Annotated in this window: 19 protein-coding genes; 9 read left to right on the top strand and 10 right to left on the bottom strand. The window is 63.1% G+C overall.

The genetic code is table 11. The features are described from left to right. Nucleotides 1–11: 11 nt before the first annotated feature. Both ASE71_RS10035 and ASE71_RS36410 read right to left on the bottom strand, forming a co-directional pair. Nucleotides 12–1,892 carry a TPR end-of-group domain-containing protein gene (locus tag ASE71_RS10035; RefSeq protein ID WP_060518667.1) on the bottom strand — a complete coding sequence of 627 codons (1,881 nt, stop codon included), beginning with the start codon at nt 1,890–1,892 and terminating at the stop codon, nt 12–14. Nucleotides 1,893–2,060: 168 nt separating this feature from the next. After that, nucleotides 2,061–2,216 carry a hypothetical protein gene (locus ASE71_RS36410; RefSeq protein ID WP_090299729.1) on the bottom strand — a complete coding sequence of 52 codons (156 nt, stop codon included), beginning with the start codon at nt 2,214–2,216 and terminating at the stop codon, nt 2,061–2,063. Nucleotides 2,217–2,363: 147 nt separating this feature from the next. Between ASE71_RS36410 and ASE71_RS35710 the strand changes: the two genes are divergently transcribed. The 4 genes from ASE71_RS35710 to ASE71_RS10050 all read left to right on the top strand — a co-directional run bounded on the left by ASE71_RS35710 (nt 2,364) and on the right by ASE71_RS10050 (nt 4,859). Continuing rightward, nucleotides 2,364–2,510, top strand: coding sequence for a hypothetical protein (locus ASE71_RS35710; RefSeq protein ID WP_156400706.1), 147 nt, complete (start codon nt 2,364–2,366; stop codon nt 2,508–2,510). Further along, entirely contained in the window at nt 2,510–3,811 is a 1,302-nt protein-coding gene (locus ASE71_RS10040; RefSeq protein ID WP_034806144.1) for an MFS transporter, read from the top strand. Before ASE71_RS35710 ends, ASE71_RS10040 begins: the two co-directional genes overlap by 1 nt. Next, the gene (locus ASE71_RS10045; protein ID WP_034806142.1) at nt 3,798–3,986 is read left to right on the top strand and encodes a DUF1192 domain-containing protein; all 189 of its coding nucleotides are present in this window, start codon (nt 3,798–3,800) and stop codon (nt 3,984–3,986) included. The genes ASE71_RS10040 and ASE71_RS10045 overlap by 14 nt, the downstream gene beginning before the upstream one ends. Before the next feature lie 354 nt (nt 3,987–4,340). Continuing rightward, nucleotides 4,341–4,859 carry a DUF1465 family protein gene (locus ASE71_RS10050; RefSeq protein ID WP_034806141.1) on the top strand — a complete coding sequence of 173 codons (519 nt, stop codon included), beginning with the start codon at nt 4,341–4,343 and terminating at the stop codon, nt 4,857–4,859. 420 nt (nt 4,860–5,279) lie between these two features. On the opposite strand, the gene rpmE is transcribed toward ASE71_RS10050, so the two are convergent. Then, entirely contained in the window at nt 5,280–5,501 is a 222-nt protein-coding gene (rpmE, locus tag ASE71_RS10060) for a 50S ribosomal protein L31 (protein ID WP_034806140.1), read from the bottom strand. A gap of 206 nt (nt 5,502–5,707) precedes the next feature. Between rpmE and ASE71_RS10065 the strand changes: the two genes are divergently transcribed. Continuing rightward, nucleotides 5,708–7,510, top strand: a complete 1,803-nt coding sequence (locus tag ASE71_RS10065; RefSeq protein WP_060518614.1) for an ABC transporter transmembrane domain-containing protein — start codon at nt 5,708–5,710, stop codon at nt 7,508–7,510. Nucleotides 7,511–7,646: 136 nt separating this feature from the next. Continuing rightward, complete coding sequence (locus ASE71_RS10070; protein ID WP_034806138.1) at nt 7,647–8,639, top strand: Bug family tripartite tricarboxylate transporter substrate binding protein; 993 nt, start codon at nt 7,647–7,649, stop codon at nt 8,637–8,639. A 249-nt stretch (nt 8,640–8,888) separates the two neighbouring features. On the opposite strand, the gene ASE71_RS10075 is transcribed toward ASE71_RS10070, so the two are convergent. From ASE71_RS10075 to ASE71_RS10100, 6 genes are all read right to left on the bottom strand, one after another. Continuing rightward, a complete protein-coding gene (locus tag ASE71_RS10075) occupies nt 8,889–10,535 on the bottom strand; it encodes an FAD-binding dehydrogenase (RefSeq protein WP_060518616.1) in 1,647 nt (548 codons plus the stop codon). A 160-nt stretch (nt 10,536–10,695) separates the two neighbouring features. Further along, the gene (locus ASE71_RS10080; protein WP_060518618.1) at nt 10,696–11,727 is read right to left on the bottom strand and encodes a peptidoglycan -binding protein; all 1,032 of its coding nucleotides are present in this window, start codon (nt 11,725–11,727) and stop codon (nt 10,696–10,698) included. Between the two features lie 3 nt (nt 11,728–11,730). Further along, nucleotides 11,731–12,828 carry a MotA/TolQ/ExbB proton channel family protein gene (locus ASE71_RS10085; protein WP_060518620.1) on the bottom strand — a complete coding sequence of 366 codons (1,098 nt, stop codon included), beginning with the start codon at nt 12,826–12,828 and terminating at the stop codon, nt 11,731–11,733. Nucleotides 12,829–13,081: 253 nt separating this feature from the next. Then, nucleotides 13,082–13,882 carry an inositol monophosphatase family protein gene (locus ASE71_RS10090; RefSeq protein ID WP_034806132.1) on the bottom strand — a complete coding sequence of 267 codons (801 nt, stop codon included), beginning with the start codon at nt 13,880–13,882 and terminating at the stop codon, nt 13,082–13,084. 271 nt (nt 13,883–14,153) lie between these two features. Then, a complete protein-coding gene (locus ASE71_RS10095) occupies nt 14,154–15,293 on the bottom strand; it encodes a tetratricopeptide repeat protein (RefSeq protein ID WP_060518622.1) in 1,140 nt (379 codons plus the stop codon). 9 nt (nt 15,294–15,302) lie between these two features. After that, the gene (locus ASE71_RS10100) at nt 15,303–15,950 is read right to left on the bottom strand and encodes a thiamine phosphate synthase (protein WP_060518623.1); all 648 of its coding nucleotides are present in this window, start codon (nt 15,948–15,950) and stop codon (nt 15,303–15,305) included. Nucleotides 15,951–16,056: 106 nt separating this feature from the next. Between ASE71_RS10100 and ASE71_RS10105 the strand changes: the two genes are divergently transcribed. Beyond that, nucleotides 16,057–16,836, top strand: a complete 780-nt coding sequence (locus ASE71_RS10105; protein ID WP_034806126.1) for a sulfite exporter TauE/SafE family protein — start codon at nt 16,057–16,059, stop codon at nt 16,834–16,836. A gap of 100 nt (nt 16,837–16,936) precedes the next feature. Further along, the gene (locus ASE71_RS10110) at nt 16,937–17,197 is read left to right on the top strand and encodes an ArsR/SmtB family transcription factor (protein WP_034806124.1); all 261 of its coding nucleotides are present in this window, start codon (nt 16,937–16,939) and stop codon (nt 17,195–17,197) included. 156 nt (nt 17,198–17,353) lie between these two features. Here the strand turns inward: ASE71_RS10110 and ASE71_RS35030 are convergent, their stop codons facing one another. Beyond that, on the bottom strand, nt 17,354–17,527 hold the full coding sequence (locus ASE71_RS35030; protein ID WP_034806123.1) for a YdcH family protein: 174 nt from the start codon (nt 17,525–17,527) through the stop codon (nt 17,354–17,356). A 213-nt stretch (nt 17,528–17,740) separates the two neighbouring features. On the opposite strand from ASE71_RS35030, the gene ASE71_RS10115 reads away from it, so the two are divergent. Continuing rightward, on the top strand, nt 17,741–17,944 hold the full coding sequence (locus ASE71_RS10115) for a YdcH family protein (protein WP_034806122.1): 204 nt from the start codon (nt 17,741–17,743) through the stop codon (nt 17,942–17,944). The last annotated feature ends 31 nt before the right edge of the window (nt 17,945–17,975 follow it).

Below are 17,975 nucleotides of genomic sequence, written 5' to 3' on the forward strand. Positions count from 1 at the left end.
CTGTCCGGCGGTCAGCGCAATCCGGCTTCGCATTTCGCGATCGCCTCGACCATCGCCTGGAAGCGAACATGGTGGCGCACCGCGTCGAGGTCGGAATCCTGCTTGAACCAGAGCAACTGGTAGCAGGAGCTCTGCGGCAGCAAGGTTTCGAGAAGATCGAGGGCCGCGTCGATATCGCCAAGGATGCAAAAGACGCAGGCCGTGTTGTAGCGGGCGACCACGTCATCGGGATCGATTGCCAGCGCCCGCGCTGCCCATTCGCGCGCACGGTCGGCCTCGCCCATATGGGCAAGCGCCAGCGCGCCGCGGTGGGCCGGGCCCGAGTTTTCCGGGTTGAGCTCCAGCGCCCGCTCCGCCCGAGCGATGCCGATGCGTGCCCACTGCTTGCGTTCAGTATCCCGGCCGAGCGTGCGATAGGCGCTCATCAGGTGGATCGGTGACAGGTAGTCGTCCGGCCGGATATCGGCGGCACGCTTGAAGAACTGAATCGCCATTTCGAACGCGCCCTGCATGAACAGGAAGCGGCCATAGTGGAAATTCGCCTCGTAGAGCCCGGCATCCAGCGCAAGCGCCTGCTCGAAGGCGGCGACGGCTTCGTCGCATTGGCCGTCCTGGTGCAGCACGAGACCGCGCGACGCATGGGCCTCCGCGAGGTCTGGGTCGAGCGCCAGCGCCTTGTCGGTCATGGACAGGATGCCTTGCAGCGGAAATTCACCCTCGTGCCAATCGCGAAGCGCCGACTCGCAGTCGGCAATGCCGGCATAGGCGCGGGCAAAATCCGGATCGAGCTCCACCGCCTTCATGAACATGCGCCGCGCGAGCAGGAGATAGGAGCGCGTCCAGGCGTGGGAAAACTGCCGGCCACGCAGATAGTAGGTATAGGCCTCGACGCTTGTCGTCGGATCGCTTTCGATCGCCCGCCTCTCCGCCGGCAGCAGCTTGATCTTCAACTGGTCGACGATCGCATGGGTGATTTCGTCCTGGATCGCGAAGATATCAGTCAGGTCCCGGTCGTAGCGGTCGGCCCAGAGATGCGTGCCGGTCAGCGCATCGATCAACTGGCCGGTGATGCGCACCTGCGCGCCCGCCTTGCGCACGCTCCCCTCGAGGATGTAGCGGACGCCCAATTCCTGGGCCACCTGCTTCACCTTCACCGACCGCCCCTTGTAGGTGAACACGGTGTTGCGAGCGACGACGTGCAGCTTCGAGATCTTCGAGAGATCGGTGATGATGTCTTCGGTGATGCCGTCGGAGAAGTATTCCTGCTCCGGATCGTGGCTCATATTGGTGAAAGGAAGCACGCCGACCGAGAGCCCGTAGCCATCGTCGAGCACCACCGGGCACGATCCGTTCGGTGCCGACGCGACCTTCGTCGGGGCGCCGAGCGCCACCGAATAGACGTGAACGCCGGCGGCGATGTTCTTCAGCGTGTGTTCGCCCTTGTCGACGAAGCCGACATCCAGGCGCGACCCGACGTGATCGCGCACGGAAGCCGAGACGGCGATGCCCGACGGCTCTGCGAGGCCTTCGAGACGCGCCGCGACATTGACGCCGTCCCCGAAGATGTCGCCATCCTCGACGATGATGTCGCCGAGGTGCACGCCGATCCTGAGCTCGATGCGCTTCAGCGGCGACACGCTTTCGTTGCGCAGCAGCATGCCGCGCTGGATATCGACGGCGCAGGCGACCGCGTGCACGACGCTTGCGAACTCGACCAGGATGCCGTCGCCGGTGAGCTTGACGATGCGTCCCTTGTGACGGGTGATCTTCGGATCGACGAGTTCGCTCTTGTGCCGTTTCATGGCGGCCAGCGTGCCGGTTTCGTCAGCGCCGATCAGGCGACTGTACCCCACGACATCGGCAGCGAGAATGGCAGCAAGCCGGCGTTCCAAGAAACCCTCGAAGTCATCTCCCGAATGAGGTTCGCACTTTAGCGCTTTCTTTCCCATCTGTCCTGCGCCCTTTTCTGGTTGAAACGACAGGTTTCGCAACCAAGGTAGCGGCGAGCCGGAGGCGATGGAGTTCCAAAGGTAACGGGGAGTTGCGGCGGGGCGGCCGGGTCAGGGACGGATCAACACCGTCACCATCATCATCACGATGGCGAAGACCGCGATCTTCCAGAAATCGCGACGGCGGCGCAGCCCCGGAATGCCGATCGGCCAGAGGAGCTGAATGGCCATGATCAGAAGCAGAAAAAGGGCGATCGCCTTCTGCATGTTGCCCTCGTCTACCGGGAGGCTGCCTCAACCGGTGAAGCGTTCGCAACACCGGCACTCTTCGTCGCACGCAGCACCGCCTCCCCCGAGGACTAGCGATACGTTGCGCTTGGCAAAAAGGGCTAGTGTTTCCGCGGGCGATTTGCAATGACCGGCCGCCGCATGTTGCGTCATTCGTCTCCCATCGAAGGACAAAACCTGCGGCACAGCCAGACGCTGCAATCAGAAACCGGCTGGCAATTCACCAGGCACCGCCCTAACTTGCTGACGGCAGAACGAATTTCGGATGAATGATGAGAAAGAACCTGCTCCCGGTCGCCGCCCTCCTGCTCGGCACGCTGTTTCTCTTTCTGGGCAATGGTCTGCAGGGGCTTCTTCTTCCCGTGCGCGGCACCGCTGAAGGCTATCCCACCACCATCCTCGGGCTGATCGGCACATCCTGGGCTGCTGGCTTCGTTCTCGGCTGCTTCTTTGCGCCCACGGTCGTCAAGCGCATCGGCCACGTGCGCGCCTTCAGCGTCTTTGCCTCGCTCATCGCCATCGTCGCGCTAATGACCGGCATCCTGATCGATCCGACCTGGTGGCTGATCCTCAGGGCGCTGACAGGCTTCTCCACTGCCGGCACCTCGATGATCATCGAAAGCTGGCTGAACGAGCGCGCCACCAACGAGAGCCGCGGCGTCATCTTCTCGCTCTATATTGCCATCACGCTCTTCGGCGTCGTCGGCGGCCAGATGATGATCCCCTTCGGCGATACTTCCACCACCATCTTATTCATGATCTGCGGCATCCTCTACTGCGTCGCCATGCTGCCGACGCTTCTGTCCAAGGCTGCCTCGCCGCAACCGCTGAAGAAGGTGAGCCTCGACCTGCGCGGCCTTTACCGCAACTCGCCGGTTTCCTTCCTCGGCATCCTGCTCGTCGGTATTGCCAACGGCGCCTTCGGCACGCTCGGCGCCGTCTTTGGCCGCCAGGCGGGACTTTCCGACAGCACCGTCGCCGCCATGATGAGCGTGGCGATCTTTGCCGGCGCCGTCATGCAGTTGCCGGCCGGGCGGCTATCCGACCGCATCGACCGGCGCTACGTCCTGGCAGCACTTGCCGGGGTCGGCGCTCTCGCAGGCTTGCTGATCTTCCTGGTCGAGCCGACCCAGGTCTGGATCGTGCTGACGCTGATTGCGATCTACGGTGCGGCGGCCAACGCGCTCTATCCGATCGCCGTGTCGCACGCCAACGACTTCGCGACGGCCGAGGACTTCGTCAAGGTCTCCGGCGGCCTGCTGCTGCTCTACGGCATCGGCACCATCATCGGCCCGACGATCGGCGGCCCGGTCATGACGGCGGCGGGCCCCTACGGCCTGTTCATGATCACCGCCTGCGCCCATATCCTGATCACGGCCTACGCCATCATCCGCAGCCGGATGCGCGCGCCGGTCCCGGTATCCGACCGCGACGCCTTCTCGCCGGTCAACGCCGGCACGCCGACGACGCCGGAAAGCCTGCAGCTTTCGCCGCGCGCGGCGCCGTTTGACGAGACACGCAACGAGCCAGACAAAGGTCCGGAATGGGAGGATCAGTCCGATGAGCCTGTTTGACGACGATCGGCCGCAAAAGAAGGTGGCCCATGAAATTGGCAGCGATCTCGCGCTGCTGTCGGTTGACGAGTTGACGCAACGCATCACCCTTCTGACCGAGGAGATTGCACGGCTGGAGGCGGAGCGGACACGCAAGTCCGCCAGCCGCTCGGCCGCCGAGAACCTGTTTCGCTGATCCGGCGGCGTAAGGTCGCACCGCAGCAAAACGAAGCGCGTTTAACGCGGCATTAAGCATTATCTGCGATTGTCAGGGCATCCGGAGCTTTCCGGTTTCAGACAATTTCACCGACTGGCGAATGGGTCTGATTTTTCTCCCTGTTTTACCTTGAGAGCCGCTTTCCGCGGCTCTTTTTTTGTTTTGGCATAGGTTTATCCAAAGAACTGTGGAGATTAACCCTTTCTTAAGAATGCCCTTGCGCGAAATGCGCTATCGGATCATTCTTCAAGCATAGAGACGGGCAAGGATTTATTTCCCATAACCGTCCACTACCTGACTGTCGTGATGCGTTTGAACCAGGGAAAACAGGTCATGTCCGAGAGAGGATTGAATACGGTCAGTTTCGCAGGACACGCGGCGTCCTCGGCACAATTCAAGACCCTCTATTCGGAAGGCATGGGACTGGTCGAAGAAACGGCCACCTATCTCGACGGACCGGGCCGCGCCGCTTCCAAGGTCCTGCCGCGCATGGCATCGGTTCTCTATGCAGCCGAATCCATGCGGCTCACCACCCGCCTGATGCAGATGGCTTCCTGGCTGCTCCTGCAGCGCGCCGTCAACAACGGCGAGATGAGCCGCGATCAGGTGATGTCGGAAAAGAGCAAGGTTCGCCTCGACAGCTTCAACGTCGACAAGGCGGCTCCCGGCTGGGCCGAACTGCCGGAATCCTTCCGCGACCTGATCGAGCGCTCGCTGCGCCTGCAGAACCGCGTCGCCCTGCTCGACCGCGAGATCTATCGCCCGAACGAAGCGGCCGCGATCGTCCCGGACAACCAGAACGGTGTCAAGGCGCAGATCAAGCTGCTGCAGACGGCCTTCGGAACCAACTGACGCCGCGCAGAAAATAGACCTGAGAAATCAAACCCGCCGCAACAGCATTTGCCGGCGGGTTTTTCGTTGCGACCGGCAGCACATGGCGGCGCTGGCGCGCCTTGGCCTCGACTGCGAAAATTCCTGGAGAAACCTCACCGAGGGCGCCTATCCGATTGACGCCACACAAGGGCATCTCGATCTCCTGACGGAAGAGGCGTTACCGCTTGCGAAAAGCGCCGGCTGGCCGGGTCAGGAACCGCGACATAACGCCGTCATCCTGCTCCTTGCCTGGAACAGCGACGGAGCGCCAGTGGCCACAGCGCGTCCATGGCACGGCGCCATGTCACCGCCTCGCCCGGCCTATCCCCCAGAACCAAGACAGAAAAAAGCCCGGGCCAAATGACCCGGGCTTTTTGAATCTGCCGAAGAGGCGCTCGATTAGAGGCCGAGGCCTTCGAAGCGCTTCTTGAACTTGGAGACGCGGCCGCCGCGGTCCATGAGCTGCTGGTTGCCGCCGGTCCAGGCCGGGTGCGACTTGGGGTCGATTTCCAGGTTCATGGTGGCGCCTTCAGAACCCCAGGTCGAGCGGGTTTCGTATTCGGTGCCGTCGGTCATGACTACCTTGATGACGTGGTAATCGGGATGGATGTCTGCCTTCATAACGATCTTCCTAGAGTTCCAGGGTCCAATTGTCGCAAGGCATTGCGACTTCGAGACCGAACACGTAAATGAAGCCGCGCACCGGCTGAACGGCCACGGCTTCCCAATTCGATGCCGTGCCTATACATCAAGGTCTGCGCGATAACAAGTGCCGCACGGAAGACTCATGGGCAATCCCTTCCTCCGTGTCTGGCGAAAGGGGTCAAGTGTCGTCAAGAGAAAACCAGGCGCCTGCGCGCAAGTCCATCCGCCCGCTCGCCACGCTCCTCCCCTATCTCGCCCGCTACCGTCATCTGGTCGTCGGCGCCGGCATTTCGCTGATCCTCGCTGCCGTGACCACGCTGGCGCTGCCGCTCGCCGTTAGGCGGATGGTCGACAACGGTTTCTCCAGTCCCGACAGCGGCTTCATCAACACCTACTTCTCGATGCTGATGATGCTCGCCATCGTGCTGGCGCTGGCAAGTGCAGCGCGCTACTACTTCGTCATCACGCTCGGCGAGCGCATCGTTGCCGACTTGAGGCGCAATGTCTTCGATCGCGTCACCCGCCTTTCCGCCTCCTTCTTCGACGTCAACCAGTCCGGCGAGATCGTCTCGCGGCTGACCGCCGACACGACGCAGGTAAAATCCGCGGTCGGCGCCACCGCCTCGGTCGCGCTGCGCAACCTGATCCTGTGTCTCGGCGCCATCGGCATGATGGTCTATACCAGCCCCAAGCTGTCGAGCCTGGTGCTGATCGCCATTCCGATCATCGTCTTCCCGCTCGTCGGCTTCGGCCGTTCCGTCCGCCGCCGCTCGCGCCAGGCGCAGGACACGCTCGCTGCCGCCTCGGCCTATGCCGGCGAGGCGATTGCCGCATCGCGCACAGTCCAGGCCTTCAACGGCGAAGGGCTTGCCAACAGCCACTTCGGAGCCGCCGTCGAGGATGCCTATGGCGCGGCGCGCGCCGCGATCAAGGCGCGCTCGGTGCTGACCGCTTTCGCCATCACCATGGTGTTCGGCAGCGTCGTCGCCGTGCTCTGGTTTGGCGCGCACGACGTACTGTCAGGTAATCTCTCCGCCGGCACGCTCAGCCAGTTCCTGCTCTATTCGGTCTTTGCCGCGGGCAGCCTCGGTTCGCTCTCGGAAGTCTGGGGCGAACTCTCGCAGGCAGCGGGTGCTGCCGAGCGACTGAACGAGCTTCTGACCGAAGTCCCCGAGATCCAGGCTCCGGAAAATCCCGTCGCCATGCCGGTCCCGGCGACCGGCGCCATCGCCTTCGACGACGTTCATTTCGCCTACCCGTCGCGACCCGACTACAAGAGCCTCAACGGCCTCAGCTTCAAGATCGCGCCCGGCGAGACCGTTGCGATCGTCGGACCGTCCGGCGCCGGCAAGAGCACTGTGTTCTCCATGCTGCTTCGCTTCTACGACCCTGCCAAGGGCGCAGTGCGCGTTGATGGCGTCGACATTCGTACCGTCGACCCGAAGGATCTGCGCGACCGCATTGCGATCGTGCCGCAGGATGTGACGATGTTCGCCTCGTCGGTGCATGACAACATCGCCTTCGGCATGCCGAATGCCAGCCGCGAGGCGGTGCGTGCCGCCGCCGTCGCCGCGCAGGCGGACGATTTCATCAACAGGCTCGACAAGGGTTACGACACCTATGTCGGCGAACGTGGCGTTACACTTTCCGGCGGCCAGCGCCAGCGCATCGCCATCGCCCGCGCCATCCTCAAGAACGCGCCGGTGCTGCTTCTCGACGAAGCAACCTCGGCCCTCGACGCCGAGAGCGAGACGCTGGTCCAGAAGGCGCTCGACGGCCTGCTGCACGAGCGCTCGACCATCATCATCGCCCATCGGCTGGCGACCGTGCTGAAGGCCGATCGTATCCTGGTGCTCGATCACGGCCGCATCGTCGAGGAAGGAACCCACGCCTCCCTCATCCGTCAAGGCGGACTCTACGCCAAGCTTGCGCGGCTGCAGTTCAACCATGGCGCAGAGGCACTGTTCGTCAACGTGCAGAGCTAAACGCACCGCACGGCGCGAAAAGCGTCCTCCGATTTGCCGTAAAGCGGTTGCCGACGGGAGGCCGAGCCCTATTGTTAGGGGGCCGGCCGAGGAGGCCGGTATCGCTTTCTGCTGAATTGATCGGGAGGACTACCGCATGGCATTTTCGCACCTGACCCGGCGTGCCACTCTGGCGCTGGGCCTGATGGCGCTGACGGCGCTGCCCCTTGGCTCGACGGCACTGGCCCAGGACTTCCCCGACCGGCCGATAACGCTCGTCGTTCCCTTTGCCGCCGGCGGTTCCACCGACGTGGTTGCCCGCATCGTCGCGCAGAAAATGTCGGAGGACCTCGGCCAACAGGTGATCGTCCAGAACGTTGCCGGCGCCGGTGGCAATCTCGGCGCAGACAATGTCGCCCGCGCCGATCCGGACGGCTATACGATCCTGATGGGCACGGTCGCCACCCACGCGCTCAATCCGCTGATCCTGAAGACCAAGCCCTACGATCCCGAAAAGGATTTCGCGCCGATCTCCCTGCTCGTCGTCGTGCCCAACGTGCTCGTCGTCAATCCGGAACTCCCGGCCAAGGACGTTGCGGAACTGCTGGCACTCCTGAAGGCCAAGCCCGACGAGTACAGCTATGCGTCTTCCGGCAACGGCACGCCGCTGCACCTCTCCGGCGAACTCTTCAAGAAGATGGCCGGCGTCAGCATGCAGCACATCCCCTACAAGGGCGCAGGCCCGGCGCTGAACGATGTCATCGGCAACCAGGTGCCGATCATGTTCGACAACCTCCCCTCCTCCTCCAGCCACATCAAGGCGGGAACGCTGAGGGCGCTTGCGGTGACCACGGCGGAACGGGCACCGTCCTTCCCGGATGTGCCTACGGTCGCCGAGGCCGGCATTCCGGGCTACGAGACCTACACTTGGAACGCGCTCTTCGCCCCGGCCAACACGCCTCAGCCGGTCGTCGCCCGCCTCAACGAGGCGGCCAACAAGGCGCTGAAGGATCCCGCAGTCGTCGAGCGCATGAAGGAATTCAGCGCCACGATTGTCGGCTCGACGCCGGAAGAGCTGGAGGCCCATGTGAAAGCCGAATTGGCGAAGTGGACGCCGGTCGTTCGTGACGCCAATGTGCAGATGGATTGACGATCAGAACGAGCGGGGCCCCTCATCCGGCTGCCGCCACCTTCTCCCCGCAGGCGGGGAGAAGGGACTTGTGGCGCGGTCCGTGCGTATGCGCCAGCACATACGATGTTACTCGGTTGCCTGAACCTCGATGTACCGCGCCGCCTCGGCGGCGATTACACGTGAGGGTATCGTTGCACAATCGACCGTCACCTCCCCGCTTGACGAGAAGAGGGCTAGGATGAGGGGCAAATACGCGGCAAGGAGCCATCACACCCCGGCAGCACCCCGCCCCGCGGCCCGGCCGGAAAAGATGCAGCCGCCGAGGAACGTGCCTTCGAGCGCGTTGTAGCCATGCATGCCGCCCCCGCCGAAGCCGGCGACTTCGCCGGCAGCGTAGAGACCGGGCACCGGCTCGCCCGATTGCTCCAACACCTGGCCTGACAGGTTGGTTTGAAGCCCGCCCAGCGTCTTGCGCGTCAGGATATGCAGCCGAACGGCAATCAGTGGGCCGGCTTTGGCATCGAGCAGCCGATGCGGTTTGGCCGTGCGTAGCAGCCGGTCGCCGCGATAGGCGCGCGCACCGCGGATCGCGGTCACCTGCGCGTCCTTGGAGAATGCGTTGGTAATTTCCCGGTCGCGCGCCACGATCTGCTGCCGCAAGTGCTCCAGTGACAGCCGGTTCTCACCGGTCAGCGCATTCATCGCCGGCACCAGGTCTTCGAGACGATCGCGGACGATGAAATCCTCGCCCTTGTCCATGAACGCCTGGACCGGCCCCGGCGGGTTCTTGCCGAGCCGCTTTAACAGAAGGGTGATGCTCTTGCCGGTGAGATCGGGATTCTGCTCCGAACCGGAAAGCGCGAACTCCTTTTTGATGATCGCCCGCGTCAGCACGAACCAGCTGTAATCATGACCGCTGTCGCGGATCGCCTTCAACGTGCCGAGCGTATCGAAGCCGGGCATGGCCGGCGCCGGAAAACGGTTGCCGTCGGCGTCGCACCAGAAGGACGAAGGCCCCGGCAGGATGCGGATGCCATGGTCCGGCCAGATCGGATCGAAGTTCTTCAACCCCTCCGTATAGTGCCACATGCGATCCGCATTGATGACCGCGCCGCGCGCCTGGCTGGCGATCTCCAGCATGCGCCCGTCGACATGGTGGGGCACACCCGCAACCATCGTCGCCGGCGGCTGGCCGAGCCGCTTGCGCGGCCAGTTGCGGCGCACCAGATCATGGTTTCCGCCGATACCGCCTGACGTGACGACGACCGCGCCCGCCGAAATCTCGAAATCGCCGACGATGTCGCGGGAGCTGCGTTCACCGCGCCCGACCGGATCGTCCTTGAGCAGCGCACCGCGCGCACCCGTCACGCGGCCTTCGGTGGTCACAAGTTCATCCACCCGATGGCGGAAGCGGAAGCGTACGAGACCACGACTTTCCGCCTCCCGCGTCAACCGGATGAACGGTTCGAGCACCGCCGGGCCGGTACCCCAGGTGACGTGAAAGCGCGGCACCGAATTGCCGTGCCCGTGGGCGAGCCCACCGCCGCGCTCCGCCCAGCCGACCACGGGAAACCAGCGCATGCCGAGCGAGTGCAGCCAGGAGCGCTTCTCGCCCGCGGCAAAGTCGAGATAGGCTTCGGCCCAGAGCCGTGGCCAGTGATCCTCCGGACGGTCGAACTGCGAGGAGCCCACCCAGTCCTGCCCGGCAAGCTCGCGGGTGTCGCGGATGCCCATGCGGCGCTGTTCAGGGCTGTCGACAAAGAACAGGCCGCCAAGCGACCAGAAGGCCTGTCCGCCAAGATTCTGTTCCCCTTCCTGGTCGAGCACGATGACCCTGCGGCCGAGTGCCGCCGCCTCCGCTGCGGCGACAAGGCCGGCAAGCCCCGCGCCGATAACCAAAACGTCGCAATCCATGAAATGCTCTCCCCCTCGCATCCCATCCGGCCCCCCACGCACTGACACGCAAAGGCCGCCGCAGCCATCTGAATGGCTGCGGAAATTGTTACGCGTACGTCAAGGTCAATTCAAGCGTCAGGCTGCGTCGCCCGACGACGGGATACGCGGAGAGCGAATTCTATTTCTCGGTCAGCTTGAGCTCGATGCGGCGGTTCTGCGCCCGCGCCTCAGGGGTTTCACCCGGTGCAATCGGCTGGTACTCGCCAAAGCCCGCAGCCACTAGCCGATCTGCTGGCACACCCTTCGAGATCAGGAACTTGACCACGGAGGTTGCACGCGCCGACGAAAGCTCCCAGTTGTCGGCGAAGCGCCCGGCGCCTGAAAGCTGCACATTGTCCGTGTGGCCGTCGACGCGCAGCACCCAGTTGATTTCGGAGGGGATTTCCTTGGCGAGGTCGAGCAGCGCGGTGGCGAGCTTGGCCATTTCCGCCTGCCCTTCCGGATTGAGGTCGTTGCCACCAGAGGGAAACAGCACCTCCGACTGGAAGACGAAGCGGTCGCCGACGATGCGGATGTTCTCGCGGTCGGAGAGAATTTCCCGGAGGCGTCCGAAGAAGTCCGAGCGGTAGCGGTTGAGTTCCTGCACCCGCTGGGCAAGCGCCACGTTCAGCCGGCGCCCGAGATCGGCGATCTTGGTCTGCGACTGCTGGTCCTTGGCTTCCGACGCCTGAAGCGCGACTTCGATGGCGGCGATCTGGCTGCGGAGCGCCGCAATCTGCTGGTTCAGCAGTTCGATCTGGCTCATGGCCCGGGCGCTGACTTCACGCTCGGTCTCAAGCTCAGAGCCGAGACGGCCGATCTTCTGGTTGGCGGCGTCCGTGCTCCCGGCGCCCTGGTCGAGCAGGGCCTGCAGCCGCGAGCGTTCGCCTTCGGACGTGGCGAGCGACGCCTGCAGATTGGCAAGCGAATCCTCGAGATCCTGCTTGCCGCTCTTTTCGAGCGCCAGAAGCTGGGTGAGTTCGTTGATCTGGCTGTTCAGCCGCGTCAGCACCTCGTCCTTGCCGCTGATTTCGCGACTGAGCAGAAACTGTGCAAGGACGAAGACGGTCAGCAGGAACATGATCGACAGCAGCAGCGTCGACAGTGCGTCGACGAAGCCCGGCCAATAGTCGATCGTGCGCTGAGAGCGGCCTTTTCGGGCAAGCGCCATGGATTACTCTCCTCCGGCCTCTTCCACGCGCGCCTTGGCCGACACGGCCGGCTTGTCATGCGCCGGCGACCGGTCGGAGATGCCGACCCGCGATGCCAGCTTGTCGAGCGTCTTGCGCATCGCCTTGGCTTCGTCCTGCTGAGCCTCAATCCAATCCCGCAGCATCTGCTGTTCGCCGCGCATGTTCTTGACCAGCCCCTGAATGCCTTCGGCGAGGCTTGCCATGGCCGCGGTCGTGCGCTGGTTCGCGCCGCCCTCATGGTTGAGGCGGACGAGCTGGTCGGTGAGCCTCTTCAGCTCCTCGACCGGCGCGCCGGCGGGCAGATCGAGGGTCGGCGAAAGTTCCGAGCCGACGTCCGTCACGGAGGAGAGCCAGTTTTCAAGCTCGGTGTAGAACCGGTTCTGCGCGCGCCCGGCCTGCAGATCGAGAAAGCCGAGGATCAGCGAACCGGAAAGGCCGAAAAGCGACGTCGAAAACGCCGTTCCCATGCCGGTGAGCGGTGCCGACAGGCCATTCTTCAGCGCCGAGAGGATGTCTTCCGTCGTTCCCGATCCGGCATCCAGAGACTGGATGACCGTGTTGATCGAGCCGATCGTTCCAAGAAGGCCCCAGAAGGTGCCGAGCAGGCCGAGAAACACCAGAAGCCCGGTCAGGTAACGCGAAATGTCGCGCGATTCGTCGAGGCGGGTGGCGATGGAATCGAGGATCGACCGCAGCGCCGTGGTCGAGATCGCCGTCTGGCGACCGCCGATCAGCGCCCGCATCGGCGCAAGCAGCACCGGATCGCGCCCGACCTTGTCCGCGCTGCCGGCGGCACGAAACGAGTTGAACCAGCGCACCTCGGGGCGCAAGCCCAGCACGTGGTTGAAGACGAGCAGGATGCCGATCAGAAGGACGCCGAGGATCAGGCCGTTGAGGCCCGGATTGGCGAGAAAGGCGTTTTGGGCCTGACGGAAGAGGATTGCACCCACGAAGCCGACGATGATCAGAAAGACCACCATCGTCCAGAAATAGTGCATGGGGCTCGAGAGCTTGTGCGGGTTGTAGCCGTCTTCCATACCTTCCCGACCGTTCCACCCGGACAGATGCAGTTTCGTCATGGGTATGAGTATCTCCCGCTTCACTTGACGGAACGGCGCCGCGCCGGCCCGGAGCCTATCGCATAATTCCTGAAACCGAAATCGATTCAAGGGCCAATTTGTGTATGCAGCCGGGATCACGCCACGGCCTGCAGGTCGCCAGTTAGGCACAGGCCTGTGGCGGTGTCGTGTTGCACCGCCCAGCTTCGCGCCAAAAACAAAGCCTCCGATGCGGGATGCGCATCGGAGGCTTCGGAACAAACGGGATTGCGACTTACTTCGTGGGCACCGGGCGGTGAACGACTTCCGTCAGCGCCTTGACGATGTATTCGTTGCCGCAGATGACCGAACCGTCATCGACCGGGCGGGCGCCGCCGTTGATATCGTGCGTCCAACCACCGGCTTCGCGAATGAGAAGCACACCGGCGGCAATATCCCAAGCGGCAAGGTCGCGCTCCCAGTAGCCGTCGAAACGGCCGGCAGCGACATAGGCAAGATCGAGCGCAGCCGAGCCCATGCGGCGGATACCTGCAACTTCGCCCATCACATGGCGCAGTTCGATCAGGTACTTGCCGTGGTTGCCGCGGCCAAGATGCGGCGTGCCGGTGGCGATGACGGCATCGGAAAGATGCTTGCGCGCAGCGACGCGCAGACGACGGTCGTTGAGGAAGGCGCCACCGCCGCGCTCGGCCGTGTAGAGTTCATCGGTTGCCGGGTTGAAGACGACAGCGCCGACGATCTCGCCCTGGCGCTCCAGTGCGATCGAAACGGCGAAATGCGGAATGCCGTGCAGGAAGTTGGTGGTGCCGTCCAGCGGATCGACGATCCAGCGGTGCGCACCGTCGGTGCCGATGATCTCTTCGCCTTCCTCGCCGAGGAAGCCATAGGTCGGGCGAGCCTTCAGGAGTTCTTCGCGAATGAGCTTTTCGGCCTTACGATCGGCCTGCGAAACATAGTCGCCCGGTCCCTTGAGCGAGACCTGCAGGTTCTGGACTTCGCCGAAATCGCGGGACAACGACTTGCCCGCCTTGAAGGCGGCCTGAACCATGACATTGAGAAGTGCTGAACGAGCCATCTGGCGATCCCTTGAAAAACGAAGGCCGATCGAACGCGTTCGATCGGACGTTGAACCTGCTTGACGAAACATAGGCGCATTACTGGCCCCAAGGGCAAGCTGCAAACCGTGCTCCGTCGTCAAAAAACCGAGTGAAGTCTCACTCCGCTCGCGCATTGCTGCCACTGTCATGGAGCCACGAGCAAAACCGCGGCCTCAGAACCACAAAAGCCCCGCGAGTTCAAGCGAAATAGCATTTTTGCCGGCCGGCGGCGACGGGATTCCGCCTCGCTCAGCTCCGGCGATACCTGTTGGCCGCACTCAGCGCCTGCTTCTGCTGCTCTTCATTGAGACCGAGGTAGAAGTCTTCGAGCGCATCGTCCTTGAGACCGGCACGGCGTGACAGCACATACCATTTCGCCGCCTCGACCGGGTTGGGCCTCGTGCCGATGGCATTGACATAGAGATGCGAGAGACGGTTCTGCGCCACCACGTTGCCGCCCTCGGCCGCCCGGCGCATCCAGCCGAAGCCGTCCTCCAGGTTCCGATCACCGGCAATGCCTTCGATCATCCAGATCGCGATGTCCAACTGGGCGGTATCGAAGCCCGCCCGCGCCGCACGGATCAGCCATTCGCGGGCACGCGCCCGCTTGCTTTCCTCGATGCCGTCGACATTGACCAGGATCTGCGACAACGCATATTGCGCGTCGGCAATGCCCTGTTCGGCCGACTTCTCGTAATAGGGCATCGCCAGCTTCAATCCCTTCGGTCCGGGATTGTCGGCAACGAGCGTCTGGCCGTAATTGAACTGTGCCGAGCCATTGCCGAGATCGGCCGCCTTCTTCATCAGCTCTTCGGACTTTTTCCGGTCACGCTTGGCGTAGCGCCCCTCCATCAGGATCAGGGCATATTTGAACATCGCCGCCGGGTCGCCTTTTTCCGCCGCCTGGCCATACCAGAAGGCAGCCTGCTGCGGGTTGCGCACGACGCCAAGCCCCTGCTGCAAGATTTCGGCAATGAGCGTCTGTGCCGCAGGATCGCCGAGCTGCGCCCGTGGCAGCGCCAGATCCATCGCGGTCAGGTAATAGCCGCGCTGAAACGCGCCGTAGGCGTCGTCGACCTTGCCGGCGAAGGGTTTTTCGGCCGGCAGCGCCGGCAATTCGGCGCCCATGCGATCAAAGACACCCACGCCTCCAGATGGCGCCGTGCCGTCCGCCGGCTTCTTGTCCGGAGCCGAGTTCGACTTGTCGCCAGTCTCGGCTCCTTCGGGCATCGCCGCGCCGTTGAAGGGCGTGATGCGGCCACGCTTTTCGACGCCGGCATCGTCGCTTGCGGACGGCTTCTCCTGGGCATGCGCCGGCAGCGCCAGGGCAACGGCCAGGGCGACAAGGGAAAGACCTCGACTCAATCTGGAAGACGGACGGTTCAACATCGAAACGTCTTAATCTTCAAACCGTGGCGCTTTTTCGTCAAGCAACGCGTTGACCGCGGCAACGACGGAGGGCGCCTGTTCCGGCTCACCGAAGACGGCCAGACGAAGCGCCACAAACTCGGCGCCGGTCTCCGCCACTGCAAGCGCCGATTGCGGATCGGTGCCGCCCATGACGATGCACGGGATCTCGATCATCGACGCCCACCATTCGGCAAGCGCGAGGTTCTTCGAATGCGCCTCCGGCTTGATGTCGCCGTCGGTCCTGCCGAAGAACACGTAGTCCGGGCGCACTTCGCCGATCTCCAGCGCATGGTGGCGGTCGGCCGCGTTGCCGCCGCCGACGATCAGCTTCGGCGTGTGCTTCTCGACCGCCTCACCGAGCACTTCGGCATTGCCGGCAACATGCAGGCCATCCGCCTTGGCGCGACCGGCAACGCGCGAGTCACCCGCGATCAGTGCTGCGGCGCCCGCCTCCTGGATGACCGGCACCAGGCGCTCGGCATGCTTCTGGAACTCGCTATCGTCGAGCCCGTATTGCGGCACGATCACCGAGGCGACGTCGCCACCCTTGAGCGCGTCGGCTAGTACCTTGGCACGTTCCGCCGCATCGGGCATGTCGGGCGCGATCAGCACCAGGCGGCAGCGTTCTGTTGTCATGCTCAGATATCCATTTCCGGCTGTGCCGCGTAAGCCGCGAAACCAGCGCTCGATTTCATTTCCGAAAACCGATAGACGGAGACTGCAAAAGGATCAACAGCCACCCATGCTTCCGGATCTCGACTTCTACCTTATCGCCATCCCGGCCGTTCTGCTTGTCGGCCTCAGCAAGGGCGGCATGGGGGAAGCACTTTCGCTCATGGGTGTACCGATCTTGTCGATGGCGGTGTCGCCCGTCCAGGCCGCCGCCCTTCTCCTGCCGATCCTGATCGCGATGGATCTTGTATCGCTCTGGATGTGGCGCAAGCATGGCGACCGCAAGACCCTTTTCATGCTTTTGCCCGGCGCCATTGCCGGCATCGTCATCGGCTGGGCAACCTCCGCCTATGTCTCGCGTGACCTGCTCCGCCTGATCATCGGCCTGATCACCGTGCTCTTCGTGCTTCGCTACGTCTACAACATCTGGCGCATGCGCCTCGGCATCACCATCGCGCCGAAGACGCAGCGGGCCGGGCCGGCAGCGCTTTGGGGCTCGTTCGCCGGCTATGGCAGCTTCGTTGCGCATGCCGGCGGCCCGCCGTTCCAGATCTACGCGCTGCCACTGCAGCTCGACCCGCGCGAATATACCGGCACGATCGTGCGCTTCTTCGCGATCCTGAACGCGGTGAAGCTCATTCCCTATTTCGCGCTCGGGCAACTCGACCTCAGCAACCTGAAAATCTCGGCGACGCTCTTTCCGCTGGCGATCGTCGCGACCGTGTGCGGCGCCTTTATCGTTCGCCGCATGAAGCCGCAGATCTTCTACCCCTTCATGTATAGCATGGCCTTCATCGCGGGCTCGAAGCTGCTCTGGGACGGTATCGTCGGCCTCGCTGCGGGCGGCTGAGCCGCCACCCAAGTATTACGGAAATATTGCAAAGCAAAATTAGCGTTTCGCACCGCACAAAATTCTTGCTGCCTTGCAAAAATTCGCCTAACGTCCGCCCATGACGATCGCGGACCCTTTCGATGCCATTGCGGACCCGAACCGGCGCCACCTGCTGGAGGAATTGCGGCGCGCGCCGAAAACCGTGAACGAACTGGCCGAAGGCTTGCCGATCAGCCGTCCGGCCGTATCGCAGCACCTGAAAGCCTTGCTGGACTGCAATTTGGTCTCGGTCTCGGCGAGCGGCACGCGGCGGATCTATGCGATCAACCGGCCGGGGTTTGACCGCCTCAACCTCTGGCTCGACCAGTTCTGGTCTTGAGCTTGGAAGCGACGACCCGGAAAACAAGAGGACCGGGCGTCAAGCCCGGCCCGAAATTCCGTATATTCCACTGTGGGGGATTGGTTCTAAACCTTGTTGCGCCTACTCAGAGGGGAGATGGCGCTTCCCGATGGTTCTGGGAAATACCGTTGATAATCAGTGAGTCGAGGAGCGAAGCCTTTCGATTTCGTCCTTGATGCGCAGCTTCCTTCGCTTGATATCGGTAATCAGTTCGTCTTCCACTGACGGCTGATTCATCGCTACGTGGAGCTCCTGCTCCAGGGCGCCATGTTTTTTCTCAAGCGTTGCAAGATGAGCCTCAACAGTCATTTGGCAGTCCCTTCCTTTTGCTTGCATCCGGCACGCAAATGCCGGATGTTTCATGGTTGTAACCTTACTACTGTGCCATGCCATTTTTCATTTGTCGAAGGCGAAATGATGACGAGGGATAACTTCCCGTTACCGCCCAAGATGTGATAGAGCGGCGCATGAAATTCCGGTTCGAGGAGGACTTCGCAACCGGGCTGATGGGGATCGCTTTGCATGCCGGACCAGGACCAGGCCGAACTCAGACTGACCGCCGCGCGGCTGAGGCAGGAACATGAAGACTATGATGCTGCCATCAACGCCATGATCGAGACCGGCTGCGACGCGCTCAGAGTGCAGCGCATGAAGAAGAAGAAGCTGGCGATCAAGGACAAGATCAGCAAGATCGAAGACCAGATCATTCCCGATATCATCGCCTGAACGCGGAACAGGACAGACGTGATCGACACCA

This window comes from Ensifer sp. Root954 (assembly GCF_001429005.1).
GTDB classification, from domain to species: Bacteria; Pseudomonadota; Alphaproteobacteria; order Rhizobiales; family Rhizobiaceae; genus Ensifer; species Ensifer adhaerens.